The organism is Amycolatopsis sp. WAC 04169 (genome assembly GCF_003947535.1).
Lineage (GTDB): Bacteria > Actinomycetota > Actinomycetes > Mycobacteriales > Pseudonocardiaceae > Amycolatopsis > Amycolatopsis keratiniphila.
In genome coordinates, this window is the sequence record NZ_QHJI01000006.1 from 43,327 (window position 1) to 61,976 (window position 18,650).

At 69.7% G+C, this 18,650-nt stretch carries 19 protein-coding genes; 10 read left to right on the plus strand and 9 right to left on the minus strand.

What is annotated here, in order from left to right:
- Positions 1 to 2: 2 nt before the first annotated feature.
- Positions 3 to 746: a DUF5919 domain-containing protein gene (locus tag DMC61_RS16410; protein WP_125690006.1), complete on the minus strand. Its 744-nt coding sequence runs from the start codon at positions 744 to 746 to the stop codon at positions 3 to 5.
- 123 nt (positions 747 to 869) lie between these two features.
- On the opposite strand from DMC61_RS16410, the gene DMC61_RS16415 reads away from it, so the two are divergent.
- A complete protein-coding gene (locus DMC61_RS16415) occupies positions 870 to 1,109 on the plus strand; it encodes an AMED_5909 family protein (protein WP_125690007.1) in 240 nt (79 codons plus the stop codon).
- 43 nt (positions 1,110 to 1,152) lie between these two features.
- Here the strand turns inward: DMC61_RS16415 and lpdA are convergent, their stop codons facing one another.
- From lpdA to pip, 3 genes are all read right to left on the minus strand, one after another.
- Positions 1,153 to 2,538 (minus strand): dihydrolipoyl dehydrogenase, encoded by a 1,386-nt coding sequence (lpdA, locus tag DMC61_RS16420; RefSeq protein WP_016332175.1) that lies wholly within the window; start codon positions 2,536 to 2,538, stop codon positions 1,153 to 1,155.
- Between the two features lie 47 nt (positions 2,539 to 2,585).
- The gene (locus DMC61_RS16425; protein ID WP_125690008.1) at positions 2,586 to 3,356 is read right to left on the minus strand and encodes a 1-acyl-sn-glycerol-3-phosphate acyltransferase; all 771 of its coding nucleotides are present in this window, start codon (positions 3,354 to 3,356) and stop codon (positions 2,586 to 2,588) included.
- 63 nt (positions 3,357 to 3,419) lie between these two features.
- Complete coding sequence (pip, locus tag DMC61_RS16430; protein ID WP_125690009.1) at positions 3,420 to 4,829, minus strand: prolyl aminopeptidase; 1,410 nt, start codon at positions 4,827 to 4,829, stop codon at positions 3,420 to 3,422.
- Between the two features lie 38 nt (positions 4,830 to 4,867).
- Between pip and DMC61_RS16435 the strand changes: the two genes are divergently transcribed.
- The 5 genes from DMC61_RS16435 (at position 4,868) to DMC61_RS16455 (ending at position 10,267) form a co-directional block, all read left to right on the plus strand.
- Positions 4,868 to 5,908, plus strand: coding sequence for a LacI family DNA-binding transcriptional regulator (locus DMC61_RS16435; RefSeq protein ID WP_016332172.1), 1,041 nt, complete (start codon positions 4,868 to 4,870; stop codon positions 5,906 to 5,908).
- 78 nt (positions 5,909 to 5,986) lie between these two features.
- Positions 5,987 to 7,138 carry a dihydrodipicolinate synthase family protein gene (locus DMC61_RS16440; protein ID WP_125690010.1) on the plus strand — a complete coding sequence of 384 codons (1,152 nt, stop codon included), beginning with the start codon at positions 5,987 to 5,989 and terminating at the stop codon, positions 7,136 to 7,138.
- Positions 7,138 to 7,944 (plus strand): sugar phosphate isomerase/epimerase, encoded by an 807-nt coding sequence (locus tag DMC61_RS16445; protein WP_125690011.1) that lies wholly within the window; start codon positions 7,138 to 7,140, stop codon positions 7,942 to 7,944. Before DMC61_RS16440 ends, DMC61_RS16445 begins: the two co-directional genes overlap by 1 nt.
- A 69-nt stretch (positions 7,945 to 8,013) precedes the next feature.
- Positions 8,014 to 9,486 (plus strand): nitrilase-related carbon-nitrogen hydrolase, encoded by a 1,473-nt coding sequence (locus DMC61_RS16450; RefSeq protein WP_125690012.1) that lies wholly within the window; start codon positions 8,014 to 8,016, stop codon positions 9,484 to 9,486.
- Positions 9,487 to 9,562: 76 nt separating this feature from the next.
- The gene (locus DMC61_RS16455; protein WP_016332168.1) at positions 9,563 to 10,267 is read left to right on the plus strand and encodes a response regulator transcription factor; all 705 of its coding nucleotides are present in this window, start codon (positions 9,563 to 9,565) and stop codon (positions 10,265 to 10,267) included.
- Here the strand turns inward: DMC61_RS16455 and DMC61_RS16460 are convergent.
- The 3 genes from DMC61_RS16460 to DMC61_RS16470 are packed head-to-tail and all read right to left on the minus strand — an operon-like array spanning position 10,261 to position 12,544.
- A complete protein-coding gene (locus tag DMC61_RS16460; protein WP_233594827.1) occupies positions 10,261 to 11,364 on the minus strand; it encodes an ABC transporter permease in 1,104 nt (367 codons plus the stop codon). The two genes, DMC61_RS16455 and DMC61_RS16460, sit on opposite strands and share 7 nt — an antisense overlap.
- A gap of 8 nt (positions 11,365 to 11,372) precedes the next feature.
- Entirely contained in the window at positions 11,373 to 12,032 is a 660-nt protein-coding gene (locus DMC61_RS16465) for an ATP-binding cassette domain-containing protein (RefSeq protein ID WP_125690014.1), read from the minus strand.
- Positions 12,029 to 12,544, minus strand: coding sequence for a lipoprotein ABC transporter ATP-binding protein (locus DMC61_RS16470; RefSeq protein ID WP_233594828.1), 516 nt, complete (start codon positions 12,542 to 12,544; stop codon positions 12,029 to 12,031). The genes DMC61_RS16465 and DMC61_RS16470 overlap by 4 nt, the downstream gene beginning before the upstream one ends.
- 77 nt (positions 12,545 to 12,621) lie before the next feature.
- On the opposite strand from DMC61_RS16470, the gene DMC61_RS16475 reads away from it, so the two are divergent.
- Positions 12,622 to 13,986: a HAMP domain-containing sensor histidine kinase gene (locus DMC61_RS16475; protein WP_125690015.1), complete on the plus strand. Its 1,365-nt coding sequence runs from the start codon at positions 12,622 to 12,624 to the stop codon at positions 13,984 to 13,986.
- A 222-nt stretch (positions 13,987 to 14,208) separates the two neighbouring features.
- A complete protein-coding gene (locus DMC61_RS16480) occupies positions 14,209 to 14,829 on the plus strand; it encodes a TetR/AcrR family transcriptional regulator (protein ID WP_125690016.1) in 621 nt (206 codons plus the stop codon).
- A 100-nt stretch (positions 14,830 to 14,929) separates the two neighbouring features.
- Here DMC61_RS16480 and DMC61_RS16485 read toward each other — a convergent pair whose 3' ends face one another.
- Positions 14,930 to 15,667, minus strand: coding sequence for a TetR/AcrR family transcriptional regulator (locus tag DMC61_RS16485; protein WP_125690017.1), 738 nt, complete (start codon positions 15,665 to 15,667; stop codon positions 14,930 to 14,932).
- 61 nt (positions 15,668 to 15,728) lie between these two features.
- Between DMC61_RS16485 and DMC61_RS16490 the strand changes: the two genes are divergently transcribed.
- Positions 15,729 to 16,598 (plus strand): alpha/beta fold hydrolase, encoded by an 870-nt coding sequence (locus tag DMC61_RS16490; RefSeq protein ID WP_125690018.1) that lies wholly within the window; start codon positions 15,729 to 15,731, stop codon positions 16,596 to 16,598.
- Positions 16,599 to 16,690: 92 nt separating this feature from the next.
- Positions 16,691 to 17,176 (plus strand): hypothetical protein, encoded by a 486-nt coding sequence (locus tag DMC61_RS16495; RefSeq protein ID WP_125690019.1) that lies wholly within the window; start codon positions 16,691 to 16,693, stop codon positions 17,174 to 17,176.
- On the opposite strand, the gene DMC61_RS16500 is transcribed toward DMC61_RS16495, so the two are convergent.
- Positions 17,125 to 18,600 (minus strand): carotenoid oxygenase family protein, encoded by a 1,476-nt coding sequence (locus tag DMC61_RS16500; RefSeq protein ID WP_125690020.1) that lies wholly within the window; start codon positions 18,598 to 18,600, stop codon positions 17,125 to 17,127. The genes DMC61_RS16495 and DMC61_RS16500 overlap by 52 nt on opposite strands.
- Positions 18,601 to 18,650: the final 50 nt, after the last annotated feature.

Sequence of the window (18,650 nt, forward strand, 5' to 3'; positions counted from 1 at the left end):
TCCTAGAAGGTGGCGGGCTTGGCGAGGTTCCAGACGGCTTCGAAGCTCTCCGAGTAGGTCTCGAAGAGGTCCCCGGCGGATAGCCGGCGGAGGTGCAGGGAGGGAGCGTGGGCTCCTTGAAAGCCGTAGACGTGCGTGTTGACGATCATTTCGTCGTCGAAGCGGAAGATCGAGTTGTAGAGCGTGGTGTCGTGGAAGCGCATCTCCACCCCGCCTACCCCGATCAGCGGCCGGTAGAACGCGAGTGCATTGCGGATGCGCGCCGCGAGCGTCCCGTCGCCTAGCTGCTCCTCCTCTCCGCGCAGAGCAACGCTGCCGCTGGAGGGGTCACCGAAGAGCAGGCGGACACGCGCGCCCGTAGCGGCTTTGGCGGTCAGGTCCTTGACGAACCGCGGGCGCTCCACCAGGAACAGCCCGGCGTGGACCAGAACCTCAACGGTCTCCGACGCTTCCTTGATCAGCCGGTCCCACAGCTCGGCCGGAATGACATTGCGGTGCGGGAACACCTGCACGACCTCGGCGGCGGCCATCTCCGCCTTGCGCTCCGGGGCCACCGAGTCCGGCCACAGGTAGGTCTCGGACTCGCGCGCCATCACGGCGATCTTGTGCCGGTGCTTCGGGTACGGCGTCCGCCCCTTGGTGATCCACCGTTCCACGGTCTTCTGATCGACCCCGATGGCGTCGGCCACCTGCTCCAACGAGAAGCCGTTACGCAGCAAGGCGTCCCGAAGGCGTTCGTTCGGCATCCGCGCTCCAGGGACTTGTAGGGACGTCTTCGACCGTACCAAGGACGTCCCAAGATGTCCCGCCGTGAGGTGGTCACGTCCCTGCCGTTGCCGAAAACTGACGGCATCGAGAGGGAGGGGTCGATGAAGACCGAGCCGCAGACTCTGCGTGACGCACACACCGACGCGGCTGCCCGCCGGCCGCGGCCCGAAGCGGATGTGTCGGAATGGCTGACGTTTCACCGGGCGAACGCGCGGATGTATCGCGAGGTGTCCGAGGTGGACCGGTGGCACCACCACGAACTCAAGTACTGGGTGGGTTTCGAGGAGCGTAAGGCCGAGGAGCTAGCCGCACGAATCGCTACAGCCAGAACCAGCTCGTGAGTGGTAAGGACGGTTAGAACCGTCCTTACCACTCACGAGCCCCTTACATGTTGATCATGTGTCCAGCAAGACCGTGCACGGCTTCCTTGACCGCTTCCCCCAGCGTCGGGTGAGCGTGAACGTTCCGCGAGATCTCGTGCACCGTAAGGTCCCACTGCTGCGCCAAAGTCAGCTCCGGCAGCAGTTCGGTGACCTCCGGGCCGATCAGGTGCGCGCCCAAAAGCTCGCCGTGCGTCGCGTCGCTCAGGATCTTCACGAAGCCGACGGCCTCGCCGAGGCCGTGCGCCTTTCCGTTGGCGGTGAAGGGGAACTTCGCCACCTGGACGTCGAAGCCCTTTTCGCGGGCCTGTTCTTCGGTCCAGCCGAAGCTGGCGATCTGCGGCTGGCAGTAGGTCGCGCGCGGGATCATCACGAAGTCGAGTTCCATGGTCTCGGCGCCCGCGATGGTTTCGGCGGCGACGACGCCCATGGATTCGGACGCGTGCGCGAGCATCAGTTTCGCGGTGACGTCGCCGATCGCGAAGATATGCGGGACGTTGGTGCGGCCGCGCGCGTCGACGGCGATGGCGCCGCGGTCGGTCAGTTCCACGCCGGTCTTGTCCAGGCCGTATCCCTCGACCCGGGGCTGGAAACCGATGGCCTGCAACACCTTGTCCGCTTCCAGGACACGCTGCTCGCCGTTCTTCGACACGGTCACGCGCACGCTGGAGCCGGTGTCGTCGATGGACTCGACCTTGGTCGAGGTCAGCACCTCGATGCCGAGCTTCCGGTAGCGGCGCGCGAGTTCCGCGGAGACCTCGGCGTCTTCGAGCGGGACCATCCGGTCGAGGTATTCGACGATGGTCACCTTCACGCCGTAGTTGTGCAGCACGTAGGCGAATTCGACGCCGATCGCGCCCGCGCCGGCGATGACGATGCTCTCCGGCAGCTCGTTTTCCATGATCTGCTGTTCGTAGGTGACCACGCGGTCGCTGCGCGTGGTGCCCGGCAGCAGGCGCGCGGTCGCGCCGGTGGCGATCACGCAGTGGTCGAACGTGATCCGCTCGCCGTTGACCTCGATGGTGTTGGCGTCGAGGAAGGTGCCGTGCCCGTCGTATTCGGTGATCTTGTTCTTCTTCATCAGGAAGTGCACGCCCTTGACGCGACCGTCCGCGACCTTGCGGCTGCGGTCGAAGGCGGCCTGGTAGTCGAAGCTGACCTTCCCTTCGACCTGGATCCCGAAGGACTTCGCCTCCTTGGTCACGATGTGCGCGAGTTCGGCGTTGCGCAGCAGTGCCTTCGACGGGATACAGCCGACGTTGAGGCAGACACCGCCCCAGTACTTCTCCTCCACGACGGCCGCGCTCAGCCCCAGCTGCGACGCCCGGATCGCCGCCACGTAACCGCCGACCCCGGCCCCCAGGACAACGACGTCATAGTGTGCACTCATACCTCGAAACCTACCCCTCACCGGGACGGTCCGAAGGGTGAGACTGCCTACTCGGGACGCGAGCCGCGGATCTCGATCAGCAGGTCGGTCACCGCGGTCATGATCCGCTTGGTCGCCTCCTCCAGCACCTCGCGGGACGGCGAGGGCGTCATGAGGTCCGAGAGGCCCACCGGCGGGCCGGCGACCAGGTTCACCGTCTTGCGCGGGAAGGCGCGCGGGAGCACGGCGTCCGACGGCAGCAGGTGGTGCGTGCCCCAGTTCGCCAGCGGGATCACCGGGACACCGGTCTCCAGCGCGATCCGCGCGATTCCGGTCTTGCCGCGCATGGGCCACCCGTCCGGGTGATCGGTGAAGGTGGCTTCCGGGAAGATGACGACGCATTCACCCTCACGGACGGCGCTGACGGCGTCGCGGTACGCGTCCGACGCCGTGGCGGCCCCGCGGTAGACCGGGATGTGCTTGCCGGAGCGCATCACCGAGCCGATGACGGGCGCGTCCCACAGGCTCGCCTTCGCCAGGTAGCGCGGCACGCGCCCATGGGCGAGGCAGTACGCCGTCACCGTCGTCGGGTCGGCGAACGAGAGGTGGTTCGACGCGACCAGGAAGCCGCCGGACGAGGGCAGGTGCTCCCCGCCGCGCACCCGGAACCGGGTGAACAGCACCAGGAACGGCCACACGACGTTGATCGCGAAGGCGAACCAGGCGCCCCGGCCGGCGCGGGCGAAGCGCCGGCCGAAGGCGATCATCTGGCGGAACGTCAGCAAGTCCCCCGAAGCGGGGCTCAGCGCGGTCCAGCGTTCACGGGGTCTCAGCACCATGGACGTAATTCGTAGCCGAACCCGCCCTGGTTCGGCTGAAACCACGCGCGAACGCGGCGCGGATCACACGCGCTCGAGCACCACCACGGGGATCTCGCGGTCGGTCTTCTTCGCGTACTCGTTGTAGTCCGGCCACACGGCGGCGAGCTTGTCCCACAGCTTCGCGCGCTCCTCGCCTTCGAGGGTCCGGGCGCGCGCGGTGAACTTGTCCGCCTTGACCTGGGCCTTGACCTCGGGGTTGGCCTGCAGGTTCTTGTACCAGCCCGGGTCCTCCGGCGCGCCGCCCTTCGAGGCCACGATCACCGGGTTGTTCTGCTCGTCGAACTGGTAGATCAGCGCGAACTTGCGGTCCTCGCCGGTCTTGCGGCCCTTGGTGGTGAGGATGAGGCAAGGCGCGCCCTTCTCCCAGTCGTGGCCCACCTCGCCGTCGGTCTCTTCGTAGCGACGGACGTGCTCGTCACCGAAAAGCATGTCTGTGTTCCTCTCGTCCTGGCGTGTACCGGCGCCCTCCCAGTCTGACGCGAACCGGTCGGTCGCGCTGATCAACTCGTGCAGGGTGCCGGGCTCGTCGAACGCGTGACCCGAGTCGCCGACCATCACCAGTTCGGCGGAGGGCAGCACCTGGCTGAGCTCCCACGCGGTGATGGCCGGGGTGACCACGTCGTAGCGTCCCTGGACCAGAACGCACGGGATGTCCCGGAGCTTCCCGGCGTCGCGGAGCAGCTGATCTTCGGCCAGCCAGCCGCCGTGCCGGAAGTAGTGGTTCTCGATCCTCGCGATCGCGAGGGCGAACGCGGGATCGCTGAACGCGTCGATCACCTCGTCCTGGGGACGCAGTTTCACCGTCTCCCCCTCCCAGCGGCTCCACGCGATCGCGGCGGGACCGTGCACGGCGGGATCCGGATGGCTCAGCAGTTCGTGATAGACCTCGATCAGGTTCTCCTGGCGCCGCGAGTACGGCACCGGGGCCAGGAACCGCGACCACGCCTCGGGGAAGAGGAACGCCGCTCCCCCGCCGTAGAGCCATTGCAGTTCCTTCACCCGCAGGGTGGCCACGCCGCGGAGGACGAGTTCCGTGACGCGTCCCGGGTGGGTTTCCGCGTAGGTCAGCCCGAGCACGCTCCCCCACGAGCCGCCGAAGACCATCCAGTGTTCGATGTCCAGATGCTCGCGCAAGCGCTCGATGTCGGCGACCAGGTGCCACGTCGTGTTGACGGAGAGGTCCGCCTCCGGGGTGGCGCAGTTCGGCGTGCTGCGCCCGCAGCCGCGCTGGTCGAAAAGGACGATCCGGTACCGCTCCGGATCGAACAGTCTGCGATGTCTCGGGCCCGAACCGCCGCCGGGGCCGCCGTGCAGGAAAATCACCGGCTTGCCCTCGGGATCGCCGCATTCCTCCCAATAGATCTCGTTGCCGTCACCGACGGGCAACATCCCTTGGACGTAAGGTTCGATTTCCGGATAAAGGCCGAGCATGTCCGCCACTATGCCCCAAACGCCAGCTTGGAGGATCGATGAAGGCCCGCCCCCACGTGACGCTGGAAGATGTGGCGCGCACCGCGGACGTGTCGCTCGCGACCGCGTCCCGCGTACTCAACGGCACCGCCACCGTCCGGGGAGATCTCCGCGAACGAGTGATCGCCGCGGCGGCCGAGCTCTCGTATACCCCCAATGCTCACGCTCAGGCGTTGGCCGGTGGCTCGCAGCCGACCGTCGGAGTGATCTGCCACGACGTCGGCGACCCGTATTTCGCCGCGATCGCGGGCGGGATCATGCGCGCGGCGAGTGAAAACGATCTTCTGGTGATGCTCGCGAGCACGTTCCGCGATCCGGCCAAGGAGGTCGCCTACGTTTCGACGCTGCGTGCCCAGCGCGCGTCGGCAATTCTGCTGATCGGTTCCGCGTTCGAGGACAAGGCGTGGGAAAAGGCGATGGCCGCCGAACTCGAGCCGTACCGGCGCGGCGGCGGGCACGTCGCCGCGGTCAGCAGGCACCGCGGGCTCAAGGTGGACACCGTCCAGCCCGACAACCGGGGTGGCGGCGCCGAACTGGCGAAGGCCCTGCTGGACTTGGGACACCGCCGTTTCGCCGTGCTCGCCGGGCCGAAGAGCCTGACCACCGTCGTCGACCGCCTCGACGGGTTCGCCGCGGAACTGCTGGAGCACGGCGTCGAACTGGCCGAGGACGACGTCTTCGAGGCGGCGTTCACCCGTGACGGCGGCTACGAGGCGATGGAGAAGGTCCTCGCCCGGCCGCGCAAGCAGTGGCCGACGTGCGTGTTCGCGGTGACCGACGTGATGGCGATCGGCGCGATGTCGGCCTTGCGCGACGCCGGTGTCTCCGTGCCCGGTGAGATGTCGATCGCCGGTTTCGACGACATCCCGGTAGTGCGCGATCTCACCCCCGCGCTGACCACGGTCGCGCTGCCGCTGGAGAAGCTGGGCGAACGGGCCATGGACCTGGCGCTCAAGGCCTCCCCCGGCACCCGGCCGCGCGTGGTGAAGATGTCCGGCGAGGTCGTCCTGCGCCGCAGTACCGCGGCCCCCGGTCGCTGAAACCCTTGTGTGCGGCCCGCGGGGTGACTTAACGTGGTCCGAGAAAGCGCTTTCTCACACCCGCGCCACGGAGACCCGATGACCTTGATCGCCCTTCCCACCGCCGACGGCGGCCTGGCGGAGTGGACGCCGCGAGGGGCCGAAACGCCCGCGAAACCGGCGACGCCGCCGACCTCCCGGATCGCCTACGCGGCCGCGCACGTGGTCGCCGACCCGCTCGCCCCCGCCGACCCCGAAGAAGGCGCGGTGCTGGACTGGGACACCACGCTCGCCTTCCGCGAGCACCTGTGGTCCTGCGGTCTCGGCGTCGCCGAAGCCATGGACACCGCGCAGCGCGGGATGGGCCTGGACTGGGCCACCACCAAGGACCTGATCCGCCGCACCGGGGCGCTCGCCGCCGGACGGCCGTGGGTGGCGGGTGTCGGCACCGATCAGCTCCCCGACGGCGAGGCCACCGCCGGGTCCATTGTGGACGCCTGGCGCGAGCAGCTGGATCTGGTCGGCGAGGCGGGCGCGATCCCGGTCGTGATGGCCAGCCGCGCGCTCGCCGCCTCGGCTTCCGGGCCCGCGGATTACCATGCCGCGTACGGGAAACTGCTCTCCGGCGCGGACCGCCCGGTCCTGCTGCACTGGCTGGGCGAGCAGTTCGACCCGGCACTGGCGGGTTACTGGGGCCACGGCGACGTCCGCAAGGCGGCCGAGGAACTGGGCAGGCTCTGCGCCGAGCACGCCGGCGTGATCGCCGGGGTCAAGGTTTCGGTGCTCGACGCGTCGATCGAGACCGAATTCCGCCGCGCGCTGCCCGAAGGCGTCAAGTGCTACACCGGCGACGACTTCAACTATCCGGAGCTCATCGCCGGAGACGACCAGGGCCACAGCGAAGCGCTGCTGGGCATCTTCGACGCCGTCGCGCAGGTCGCCGGTGCCGCGCTCGCCCGCCTCGACGAGGGCGACAAGGCCGGTTTCCACGGCCTGCTCGACCCGACGGTGGCGCTGAGCCGGGCCATTTTCCGCGCCCCCACGAGGAACTACAAGACCGGCGTCGTCTTCCTCGCCTACCTCAACGGGCACCAGGACCACTTCCGCATGGTCGCCGGCCGCGAGTCGGCCCGCTCCATCACGCATCTGGCCGAACTGCTGCGCCTGGCCGACGCCGCGGGCGCGCTCACCGACCCGGAGCTGGCCGTCGCGCGGATGCGGCCGCTGCTGGCCGCGGCGGGGGTGGCCTGATGGACCGGTTGAGCCTGAACCAGATCACCACCAAGGCCTGGTCGCTGCCGGAGGCCGTCGCGGGCTGCGCCGAGGCGGGCGTCCGCTGGATCGGCCTGTGGCGCGACAAGGTCGCCGAGACCGGCGTCGAGGAAGCCGCCCGGCTGCTCAAGGAGTACGACGTCGGCGTGTCGTCGTTGTGCCGTGGCGGTTTCTTCACCGGGGTCACCCCGGAAGGGTCTCCTGTGGACGGTGTCGCGCAGACCAGGGAGGCGATCGACGAAGCCGCCGCGCTGGGCGCGGACGTCCTCGTCCTGGTCGTCGGTGGGGTGAACGGCAGCCTGAAGTCTTCGCGGCAGCGGGTCGCGGACGCGGTCGGCGAGCTGGCGCCGTACGCCGGTGAGCGCGGGGTCCGCCTCGGCCTGGAACCGTTGCACCCCATGCAGTGCGCCGAGCGGTCCGTTCTGTCCACTGTGGACGAGGCACTGGCGATCGCGCTGGAGCATCCGGCCGACCAGGTCGGCGTGATCGTCGACGAGTTCCACGTGTGGTGGGACCCGCGCATCGAGGAGTCGATCGCGGCGGCGGCGGGGCGGATCGCCGGATTCCACGTCTGCGACCAGAAGGTGCCCCTGACCGACACCCTGCTCGGCCGGGCGCTGCCCGGTGACGGCCCGATCGATCACCGGCACCTGAAGGCCTGTGTCGAGGCCGCCGGGTACACCGGTCCGATCGAGGTCGAGGTGTTCGACGCCGACCTCTGGCGCCGCCCCGGTGGCGAGGTGCTCGCGGAGACCGTCCAGGCCTACCGCGACCACGTTTCCTGACGAAAGTAAGGGTCGCTCGCTGCCCAAGGTCCGCTGTCCGGGCGGCCGTGGTCTCCTACCGTTCGCGGCATGAAACCACGGCTGCTCTGGTGGCTGGGCACAGCGTTGCTCCTGCTCGCCGTCCACACCGACTGGAACGTTCCGCTCGCGGCCTGGGTGTTCCCGGTCTTCCTCCTCCGCTACGCCCGGCTGGTGCCCACGCGCCGCGCGATCCTGATGGTGGGCCTGTCCCTGCTGATCGGGCAGGTGTTCTGGCTCGGTGTCACCGGCCTGCTGTTCGTGCTCTCCGCACTGCTCGCCTTCACCTTGCTCGCCGTGCTGCAGACGACGGCGTTCCTCGCCGACCGTCTGCTCGCCGGCCGCGCCGGCCCGGTGAGGACGCTGGTGTTCCCAGTGACGCTCGTCGCGGGTGAATACCTCTTCACGGTGATCACCGGATTCGGGGACTTCGGCGCGCTCGGCAGCACGCAGTCCACGAACCTGCCGCTGCTCCAAACGGCGTCCGTCACCGGCGTGTACGGCCTCACCTTCGTCATGGCGTGGTCCGCCTCGGTGGCGAACATCGTTTGGGCGGAAGGGTGGCGGCCGGTCAACCGCACGGTCGTCGTGCACCTTTGCCTGCTCGGCGTGGTGTTCGCCGCCGGTGGCGCGCGGTTGCTGTTCGACGCTCCCACGACGAAGACGGTGCGGGTCGCCGGGATCAGCCCGTCGGCCGAGGCGGACCGATCGAGTTCCGGCGCGCTGGAACGGATCGGTGTGAAGTACTGGCGTGCCGAAGAAGTCGTCGCCGCCGACCCGGCCGCGGTCGGCGCCGCGTTCGCGCCGGTCACCGAAGATCTCGTGACGAGGACCCGGCAGCAGGCGTCGGCGGGGGCGAAGATCGTGCTCTGGCCGGAAACCCACGCCAGTGTGCTGGAGCGAGACCAGGCGGCCTTGCTCGCCCGCGTGGGCACCGAAGCGAAGCAAGCGGGGATCCACGTCGGACTCGCGTACTCGCTCTACACCGCGCAGGCTCCGTTCATCCGCAACGTGGCCGTGCTCGTCGGGCCGTCCGGCGAGGTGCTGTGGACCTACGACAAGACGCATCCGACGCCGATGGAGCCGATGACCCCCGGCCCGGGCATCGTCCCCACCGCCGATTCTCCGTACGGACGGATCGCGTCGGTCATCTGCTATGACGCGGATTTCCCCGGTCTGATGCGCCAAGCCGCGGACAAGGGGACCTCGCTGATGCTCGTCCCCGCCAACGACTGGCCGGGCTTCGGCTCACTGCACGCGGAAAAGGCCGTCTTCCGCGCGGTGGAGAACGGATATCCGCTCTTCCGGCACTCCACCCACGGGAATTCCACAGCCGTGGACGGTCAGGGCAGGGTGCTCGGCCACGCCGGCTACTACCGCACGAATCAGCAGACGCTCGTCGCCGATCTGCCGGTGCAGCCGAGAACACAGACCGTGTACGCCCGTGTCGGTGACGTGTTCGCCTGGCTGTGCCTCGCGGCCGCCGCGCTCTGTCCTTTATGGACATATCGAAGGAAACGTTAGCGCCCCGTTACGGAAGGCGTGGTGTTCCTAACGTCGAAGCCGAAAAGAACAGTGTTCAACGGTTAAGCTCCCCCGCATGCCGAAACTGCTGGTGGTGGAAGACGACGACGCGATCGGCGGCGTCCTCGAATCGACCCTCCGTCTGCACGGCTACGAGGTCTCCTGGCAACGCGACGGCCGCACCGCGCTCGCGGCCGCCGCGGACGGCGACATCGACTTCGTCCTGCTCGACCTCGGGCTGCCGGATCTGGACGGGGTCGAGGTCTGCCGTCGGCTGCGGGCGGAGCTGCCCGGCGCCGTCCTGGTCATCCTGACCGCGCGGCAGGAGGAGATGGACGTCGTCGTGGGCCTGGAGGCCGGCGCCGACGACTACCTCACCAAACCCATCCGCCTCGGCGAACTGCTCGCCAGGGTGCGGGCGCATCTGCGGCGCGGGACGGCGCCGCCGGAGAGCAGGCCCGCGATCGCCATCGGCTATCTGCGGGTGGACACCGCCGGCCGCCGCGTCAGCGTCGGCGGCAAGGAGATCGCGTTGCGGGCCAAGGAGTTCGACCTGCTCGCCCGGCTGGCCGAACAGCCGGGCGTCGCGGTCAGCCGCGACACCCTGATGTCCGAGGTGTGGGACGCGCATTGGTACGGCTCCACGAAGACGCTCGACGTCCACATCGCGGCGCTGCGCCGGAAGCTGACCGAGTCGGCGCCCACGCCCGAGCAGGCGCCCAGGATCTCGACCCTGCGCGGCCACGGCTACCGCCTCGAACAGCCCTTCGAGAGTCAGTAATTCCGCAGGTCGGAGACCTCGTCGCGGGCGGCGAGCTGCGCGATCCGGGCCGACGCCGCCACGCACGACACGATCACCACGAGCGCCAGCAGCCCGAAGTAGCCGTGCGGCGAAGGCACCCTCTCCACCTTCGAGACGAAGACGAACAGCACGCCCAGCAGATGCCCGGCGATCAGGCCACCGCCGCCGACCACCAGCGCGTCGCCCGCGATGAACGCCGCCACCTGCCGCCGTTTCCCGCCGAGCGTGCTCACGATCAGCAGGTCGCGGCGCCGTTCATTGAGGGCCGCCCCGAACGACGGCCCGGCCGCGGCGGCCGCGAGGATCAGGGAGGCGATCAGGTCCACCTCGGCCTCGCCGCAGCCGTCCCTGGTGAGGGCGGTCGCGATGGCGAACGCCACCGCCAGCGCGACCAGCACCACCGACCGCGCCAGTAGCGCGCTCCGCCACGAAATGGACAGCGCGATCACTCCCGCGAGTCCCGAGACGAGCGGCCGGAGTATCCCGCCGATCGCCCGCTTCCCCTTCCGCAGCCCCAGTTCCACCAGCCGCCACAGCAGCATCGTGCCGCCCGCCCAGCCGAACAACGGCCAGACGAAGGCGAGCGCGAGCAGGATGAAGTCGAGGCCGTAGGGCGACCACCAGGGCGGCCCGCCGTCGGCCGGGACGAAATACCACTCGCGCAGCACCGGGGGCAGGATGGCGAGTGCCGCGACGAGCACTCCGGCGACCAGCAAGAGAACGATTTCCCGGACGACGGCTATGCCCGTGCCCGTCGAAAAGCCACAGGCCAGGGACACGATGCTCCCGGCCACGCCGCCGGCGAGCCCCGCCACCGCGGCTTCGGCGGCGGCCAGCCCGATCACCTGCCCGCCGGTGGCGCCGCGGGCGCGCAGCAGGTCCTGATCCGCCCGCAGCACCCTCGCCGAGGGGGTGGACAGCAGCACCACGAGCACCATCGCGGGTATCCAGCGCGGCGCCGGGGTCCAGGTCCAGTCGTGCACGGCGAGCAGCGTGGTCACGATCGCGACCCCGGCCGCGGGCACGCCGAGCCGGGCGGGGCGCACGCGCGCGATCCCGCCGACCCACAACGCCATCGCCGCCATCACCGGTCCAGCACCAGCTTCCCGTCGACCATGGCCCAATGTTCGCCGAAGAGCCCGGCCGGGGCAGGCTCGGCCGTCGCCACCAGCAATCCGGCGGCCAGCTGGTCCGCGGCGCGCACGAGCCTGCCGAGGAGCCGCTCGCCCTCGCGCTGGTCGAGCCAGCCGGCCGGGTCGTCGGCGAGGATCAGTTTCGGGGCGGGCGCGAGTGCCCTGGCCAGGATGGCGAGCCGGATCTGCTCGCCGGTCAGGTCGCGGGGCGCCTTCTTGGCGAAGCCGTCGAGACCCACGAGTTCCAGCGCGCCGTCGACGGCGTCACGGACCGCCGTGCCGGTCCGCCCGGCGAGGACGAGCGGCAGGGCGACGTTGAGCCGGACGTCGAGGTCGCGCAGCAACCCGCCGTCCTGCAGCACCAGTCCGATCAGGTCGGGGCCGGGCGGCGACGGCTCGAAGGCGGGCCAGTCGACGGTGCCCGCCGTCGGTTTCTTCATCCCGGCGAGCAGATGCAGCAGCGTGGTCTTCCCGGCGCCCGCCCTGCCGGTCACCACCGCGCGGGTGTCCGCGGCGATCGCGCAGGTGACGCCGTGCACGGCGACCACGGCGGTCAGCCCGGAACCGTAGGTATGTGCCAGCTCGTCGGCGCGGACGAGTGGCGGCGTCACGCCACTCTCACGATCCGCTGCGCGGCCGCCGCGATCTCGGGGTCACGGGTCGCCACGACGACGGCCGTCCCGCGGGCCGCGACGGCGCACAGCAGATCCATGAGTTCGAGCGCGGCGAGCCCGTCGAGTTCGCCGGCGGGTTCGTCGGCGACGAGCACCTCGGGCGCCCCGGCCAGCGCGACGGCGACTCCCGCCCGCGCGCCTTCCAGCGCCGACAGCGTGTCCGGGTAGTCGTCGCCCCGTCCGGCCAGCCCGACCAGTTCGAGCAGGTCGTCGGCGGAGCGGAGGGAGCGGCGGCCGGCGAGCCTGCCCGCCAGCACGACGTTCCGCCCGACGGTGAGGTGATCGAAGAGGTTCCCGCGCCGGAGCAGCACGCCTGTCCCGGGAGCGCCGATGGGGGCCTCGCCGCCTCCTGCGGGCAGCACGGCCACACACTCGCCCGGGACGGCGAACCGGACGAGGGGGACGGATCCGGGCCCCGGGCCTGCCATGACGGCGGCACGTCGGCGCATGGCCCCAAGGTAAAGCGAAAGGGGTCAACATCGCCTTGATCTCAGGTCAACGGACGGCAAAATATCGCGTCGGGTGGGTGATCCTCTCGCTCTTCGGCCACACTCTGAGCGTGCGCCGCCGGATCGTCACCCTCACCGTGCTGGCCGCGGTGCTGGCGATCACCCTGTTCGGGGCGCCGTTGGCGGTCGCGGTCGCCAGGTTCCACGAGGGCAACTCCACCCACGACCTCGAACGGGTCGCGGACACCGTCGTTCTCAGCGTCACCGGCGACCTGGCCAACGGCCGGATCCCGGAGCTGAGACCGGTCAAAGAGGAGGAAGGCCGGATCCGGGGGATCAGGGTCGCGGTCTACACGCCGACCGGCAGGCTCCTGGCGGGCAACGGCCCGGCCAGCGAAGACCGCTTCGTCCGCGAAGCGCACTACACCGACATGGCGACCGGCATCCGTGAAGACGAGGTCGTCCTGGCCGTCCCGGTGCTCAGCGGACCGTCGCTGGTCGGGGTGGTCCGCGCCGCCCATCCCCGGTCGGAGCTGGACGCCAAGATCCGCCTGACCTGGCTGAAGATGATCGCGCTCGGCGGCATCGCGATCGGCGCGAGCTGGCTGATCGGGCGCCGGATCGCCACCCGGCTGGCGCGGCCGCTGGAGGATCTGGCCGCCACCGCCGAACGGCTCGGCGAGGGCGACTTCAGCGTCCGCACCCGCCGGACCGGGGTCCGCGAGATCGATCAGGTCGCCGAAGCGCTCGACGTCACCTCCGAGCGGATCGGCGAGACACTGGACCGCGAGCGGACCTTCTCCTCCGACGCCTCCCACCAGCTGCGGACGCCGCTGACCGGACTGCGCCTGCAACTGGAGGCGGCGCTGGAAAGCCCCGACCGCGACCCCTACGCGACGATCCGGGACGGCATCGCCTCGGCCGACCGGCTCGAACGCACCATCGACGACCTGCTCGCGCTGGCCAAGCAGACGCGGGCGCCGCGCGCGCTGCTCGACCTGGGCAAACTCTTCGAAGAGGTCCGCCAGACCTGGCACGGCCTGCTCGCCGGACGCGGCCGCGCGCTGCGGATCAGCGGCCGTGACGCGCTGCCGGCGCGGGCGGCGGACGCGGCCGTGCGGCAGGTGCTGGCCGTACTGCTGGACAACGCGGCGACCCATGGGCGCGGCACGGTGTCGGTCCTCGCGCGCGACGCCGGGGACGCGCTGGCCATCGACGTGAGCGACGAGGGCGCCATCGAGGACGGGCGCGATCCGTTCGCGACCGCCGACCGGACCGAGGACCACGAAGGCAACGGGATCGGGCTGCGGCTGGCGCGGAGCCTCGCCGAGGCGGAAGGCGGGCGGCTGCGCCTGACCAGCCCGGCGCCGACGACGTTCACACTGCTGCTGCCCGCCGAACGCCCCTCGCCGAAAGAAGAAGGCCCGGGCCTGGCGAGCTAGGGGGGGTTACTCGCCAGGCCGGGCCGGTAGGAGGCAAACGCGCCCCGACAGCGCGCACGGCATGCCACCTGACTGAAGACGGTAAAGACCAGCGGGCCAACAGACGGTACACGCCGGATTAACTGACACTTTGCTTTTGAATGTCACAGCGCTTTTCGATGTCGAAAGGGATCCAGAGCCGTTGTCCGGCCGGGCTGAATCGATCGTGGGAAGATTGACCGCATGACCACCGAGCCGGCGCCGAGATGGCGGAGACTGGAACCGGACGAGCGCAAGGAGCAGATCTTCGCCTGCGCGGCCCGCCTTTTCTCCGACCGTCCCTACTCGGAAGTGTCCACTTCGGACATCGCGGCGGAGGCCGGGGTCGCCAGGGGGCTGATCAACCATTACTTCGGCACGAAACGCGAGCTCTACCTGGAGATCATCCGGCGGGCGCTGACCGTGCCGCGGCTCGCCGTCGAGATCCTGCCGGACGGGCCGCTCGAACTGCGCGCCGACGTCGCCATCGACTGGTTCCTGGACATGGTCACCAGCCAGGAGAAGATGTGGCTGGCCGCGATCGCGCCGGAGGGCATCGGCCGCGACCTCGAGGTCGAGCGGATCCTCGAAGAAGCCGATCGCGAATCGGCGGACCGGGTGCTCGAAGCCGTCGGCCTCTCCCGCGAAAGCGAGCACGGCCCGGAGCTGAACGCGCTCGTCCGCGCGTTCGGCGGGATGGTCAAGGCGGCGGGCCGCGAATGGCTCGTGCGCGGCGCGCTCGACCGCGCGCAGGTGCACACCCTGCTCAGCAAATCACTGGTCACGCTGGTCGGTGACGTCTTCCCCGAGATCCAGCGAGGCTGAGGAGGGAGAAGCCCCCGGCACCTCGAGGGGGAGGTTGGTGCCAGGGGCTTCGGGACCGGTGACGAGCACCGGTATTCCTCCACACTACGCCGATTCCCTGTCAGGGCTCTGTCAAACGTCCGATTGCGTTCAGCTGGGTGAGCCGGAGTTCGAGACCGTCGAGACAGCGCTGCACGGCGTAATGGTAAAGCCGCTCGTAGTAACCGGCCGCGAGGTCCGGATCCGCGACCAGCTCGGCGACCGACTCGCCCAGCGCCGCCATCCCGGGCAGATCGTCGCGCGTGCGGTACGCCGCGTAGCCCTCGCATCGGTCGAGCTGGAGCGCCATCGCGCTCTCCCGGTCGTCCTCCATCGCGACGAACTGGCAGGCGGTGGCCAGCAGCAGGTTGTAGGCGAACGGCGCCTCGCCGCCGAAGCCCGCCGCGAGCAGACGGCCGATCCCGGCGTTCATGGTCGGCACGGCGGCGGCGACCGACGGGCCGAACAGGGCCAGCCGTCGCGCCGAGCCGGGATAGCGGCGCAGCACGGTCCGCACGGTCGGCAGGAACTCGTCGAACCAGTCCCGCCACGGCAGGGTTTCGCCGGGCAGCTTCAGTTCGCCGACCACCCGGTCCAGCACCGCGACGACGACGGTGTCCCGGTCGCCGACGTGGTGGTAGACCACCGCGGGGTAGGCGTCGACGGCGGCCGCGAGCTGCCGCAACGTCCAGTTCTCCAGGCCCGATTCGGCCGACAGCTCCAGCGCGGCGTCGACGATCCGGTCCTTGGTGACGGCCGGCCGTCCGGAAGCCGCGCGGGACCTCGGCCGGGAGCCCGCGTCTTCGGAGAAAGTCGGCATGCGGGCTACCGTATCCGCATTCGGCTGGTCGGACGGCGGGGGCTTCCGGCAGGATCGGGCCATGCCCCGTGCGCGTGTGAACGGTCTCGAACTCGAGTACGACACCTTCGGCTCCCCCGCGGATCCGCCACTGGTCCTGGTGATGGGACTCGGCGCCCAGATGGTGACGTGGGAGGTCGGCTTCTGCGAACTGCTCGCCGAGGGCGGGTTCCACGTCGTCCGCTTCGACAACCGCGACATCGGCCTTTCGTCCTATCTGGACGATCTCCCCACGCCGGATCTGGCCGCGCTCGCCGCCGGCGACCTGACCTCCGCGCCGTACCTGCTGTCCGATCTCGCCGCCGACGTCACCGGGCTGTTCGACACGCTCGGATTCGCCCGCGCGCACGTCGTCGGCGCGTCGATGGGCGGGATGATCGTGCAGCAGCTCGCGATCGACTCGCCGGAGCGGCTGCTCAGCCTCACGTCGATCATGTCGACCACCGGGGATCCGTCGGTCGGGCATCCGGAGCCCGTCGCGGTCGCCGGGCTGACGCGCCCACCCGCCGCCACCCGGGAGCAGGCGATCGAAGACGGCATCGAATGGTTCAAGCTCGTGGGTTCGCCCGGTCACCCGTCCGACGAAGAGTTCCTGCGCATGAAGGCCACTCGCAACCACGACCGCGCGAATCACCCCGAGGGCGCGCTGCGGCAGGCCGCCGCCGTCGTCGCTTCGGGTGACCGCACGGCGAAGCTGCGCGACGTCCACGTCCCCACGCTCGTCATCCACGGCGAGAGCGACCCGCTGATCAACGTCAGCGGCGGGAAGGCGACCGCGGAAGCTATCCCGGACGCGGAACTGCTGCTGTTCCCCGGTATGGGGCACGAACTGCCGCGGCAGCTGTGGCCCGCGATCGCCGGCGCGATCATCGCGCACGCGCGGAAAGCCTGAGCGGGTCAGGATTCCGTCAAGGTTCCCGGCGGGGCCGTAGGGAACGCGTTCACGCCCGCGGCACGGGCGGTGACGCGGAGTTGACTGGACGGATGAGGAAACCCGAGTGTTTCGGCTTCCCGTTCGGTTGTGCCTCCGTCGTCGTCGCGGCGTCGGTGGCCGGACTCCTCGGTTCGGCGCGACATCACGTCTTTTCCTTGCTGGCTTTGGGTTTGGTCGTACTCGTCACCGGTGTCGCGACAAGCCTGACCGCGACCGCCGGGACGGCGGTGATCGCCTGGGGTGTCCATTCGGGATTCACCGCCGGAACACTCGGCGAGCTCCAGTTCACCGCCGAGACGGGGCTCGCCGCGGCCGTGTTCGCCTCCGCTACCGCGCTCGGCGCCCTCGCCGGAACGGCCCGGCGTTTCGTACGGGATGATGCCGGGTCCGAGTCGCCCCACCCCCTGGAAGGGGCGACCCGGACGCGGCTTTCCGGCCCTGACACACCTGCCCACACCCCTCCGGTGGGCGAATGCGACGGGGATCATCGATCACGGGAAGGTTCCAGCTGGTCCGCTCGTACCCAGGTCGCGTGAAAACCGAGCGGGACACGCTGGGGCAACAGGACCCTGGCCAAGGGTCCGGCAGCGAGATCGGCGGCGTCGAAGACGTCCAGCTCCGAGCGCCCCTCACGCTCGTCCTGGACGAAGGTCACCAGATAGCCGTCGGCGGAACCGGCGGCCGCGCCGTCGCGGGGTGCGAACGGCGCCTCACTGCCCCACCGGCCAGGACCGAAACGGTGTTCGGTCTTGACGCCGGCAAGATTGTCGTAGCACACCAGGCCGTCGAACTTGAGCGTCGACTCCGGCGAGATGTGCACCGCGTAGGAGAAGCGATTCCGGCCGCCGACCACCCTCGAATCGACGGACGGAAATTCGGTGTTGTCGTCGTCGAGCTGGTTCTCCAGGCACTGCCCGGTCCGGAGGTTGAACCGGTAGCGGTGCAGTGAGGCGTCCAGCCGCAGGTACGACAGCATCTTGGCGAGCGGGGTGTGCGCGCCGGACCGCGGTTGCGGGCGCTGGACGCGGCAGACGTCGAGGACGATTTCCTCGCCCTGCTCCCAGGAATTGACGACGTGGTAGATGTAGCACGGGCTGGCTTCGAACCAGCGGATCTGGCTACCGTTACCGTAGCGGGGAAGCACCCCGAAACGACTCGGCAGCGACCGGTCGAACAACAGCCTGTGACGGCCGTTGCGTGCCGCTTCCCTGTCCTGGACCAGCGGTAGATCCATCAGGACGGCGTGGTTCTCGGTGATCGCCATGTCGTGCGGCAGGCGCGGGCCGGGCAGTTCGATGTCGGTCGTGCTCGCGACCTTGCCGTCCGCGCTGATCACGCCGTAGCGCAGGTACGGCGGGCGCGGCCCGTAGTCGAACCAGAACATCTCGCCGGTGCGCTCGTCGACCTTCGGATGGGCCATCATGTCACCGACCAGCGTGCCCAGGAAGTCTTCGGCGCCCAGAGTCTCCAGCGAAAGCGGGTCGACCGAGTACGGCGTGCCGCACATGTACCAGGTGGAGAGCACCTTGCCGCGATGGAAGATCAGGTCGGTGTTGGCGCTGTCCTTGACGTTCAAGCCGTGCGTGTTGCCGAACGGGTTGCCCTTGGGCGATTCCATGACGCCCTTCCAGAGCGCCTTGCCCGCTTCGGATTCGGCTTCGAACGCCTTGGTGCGGACCCAGCGGTTGCGATAGCGGGCCTTGCCGTTCTCCAGATGGACCGCGTGGATCATGCCGTCGCCGTCGAACCAGTGATAGCGCCCCTCCGGCTCGAACCGGGGGTTCGGCCCGTTGCGCAGGTACACGCCGTTGAGGTCCGCGGGGATCTTGCCGATGACTTCGAGATCGCTCGCGTCGATCTCCTCGCCGACCGGGGCGTAGACGCCCATCAGGTACGGGTTGACCTCGGGTTCGCCGGTGGGGGCTGCCACCAGCACCGGCTGCTCGGAGGTGCTCGTCATGACCGAGACACTACGATTGCTGTAGTCAGGTGTCAATAGACTCCTACTGC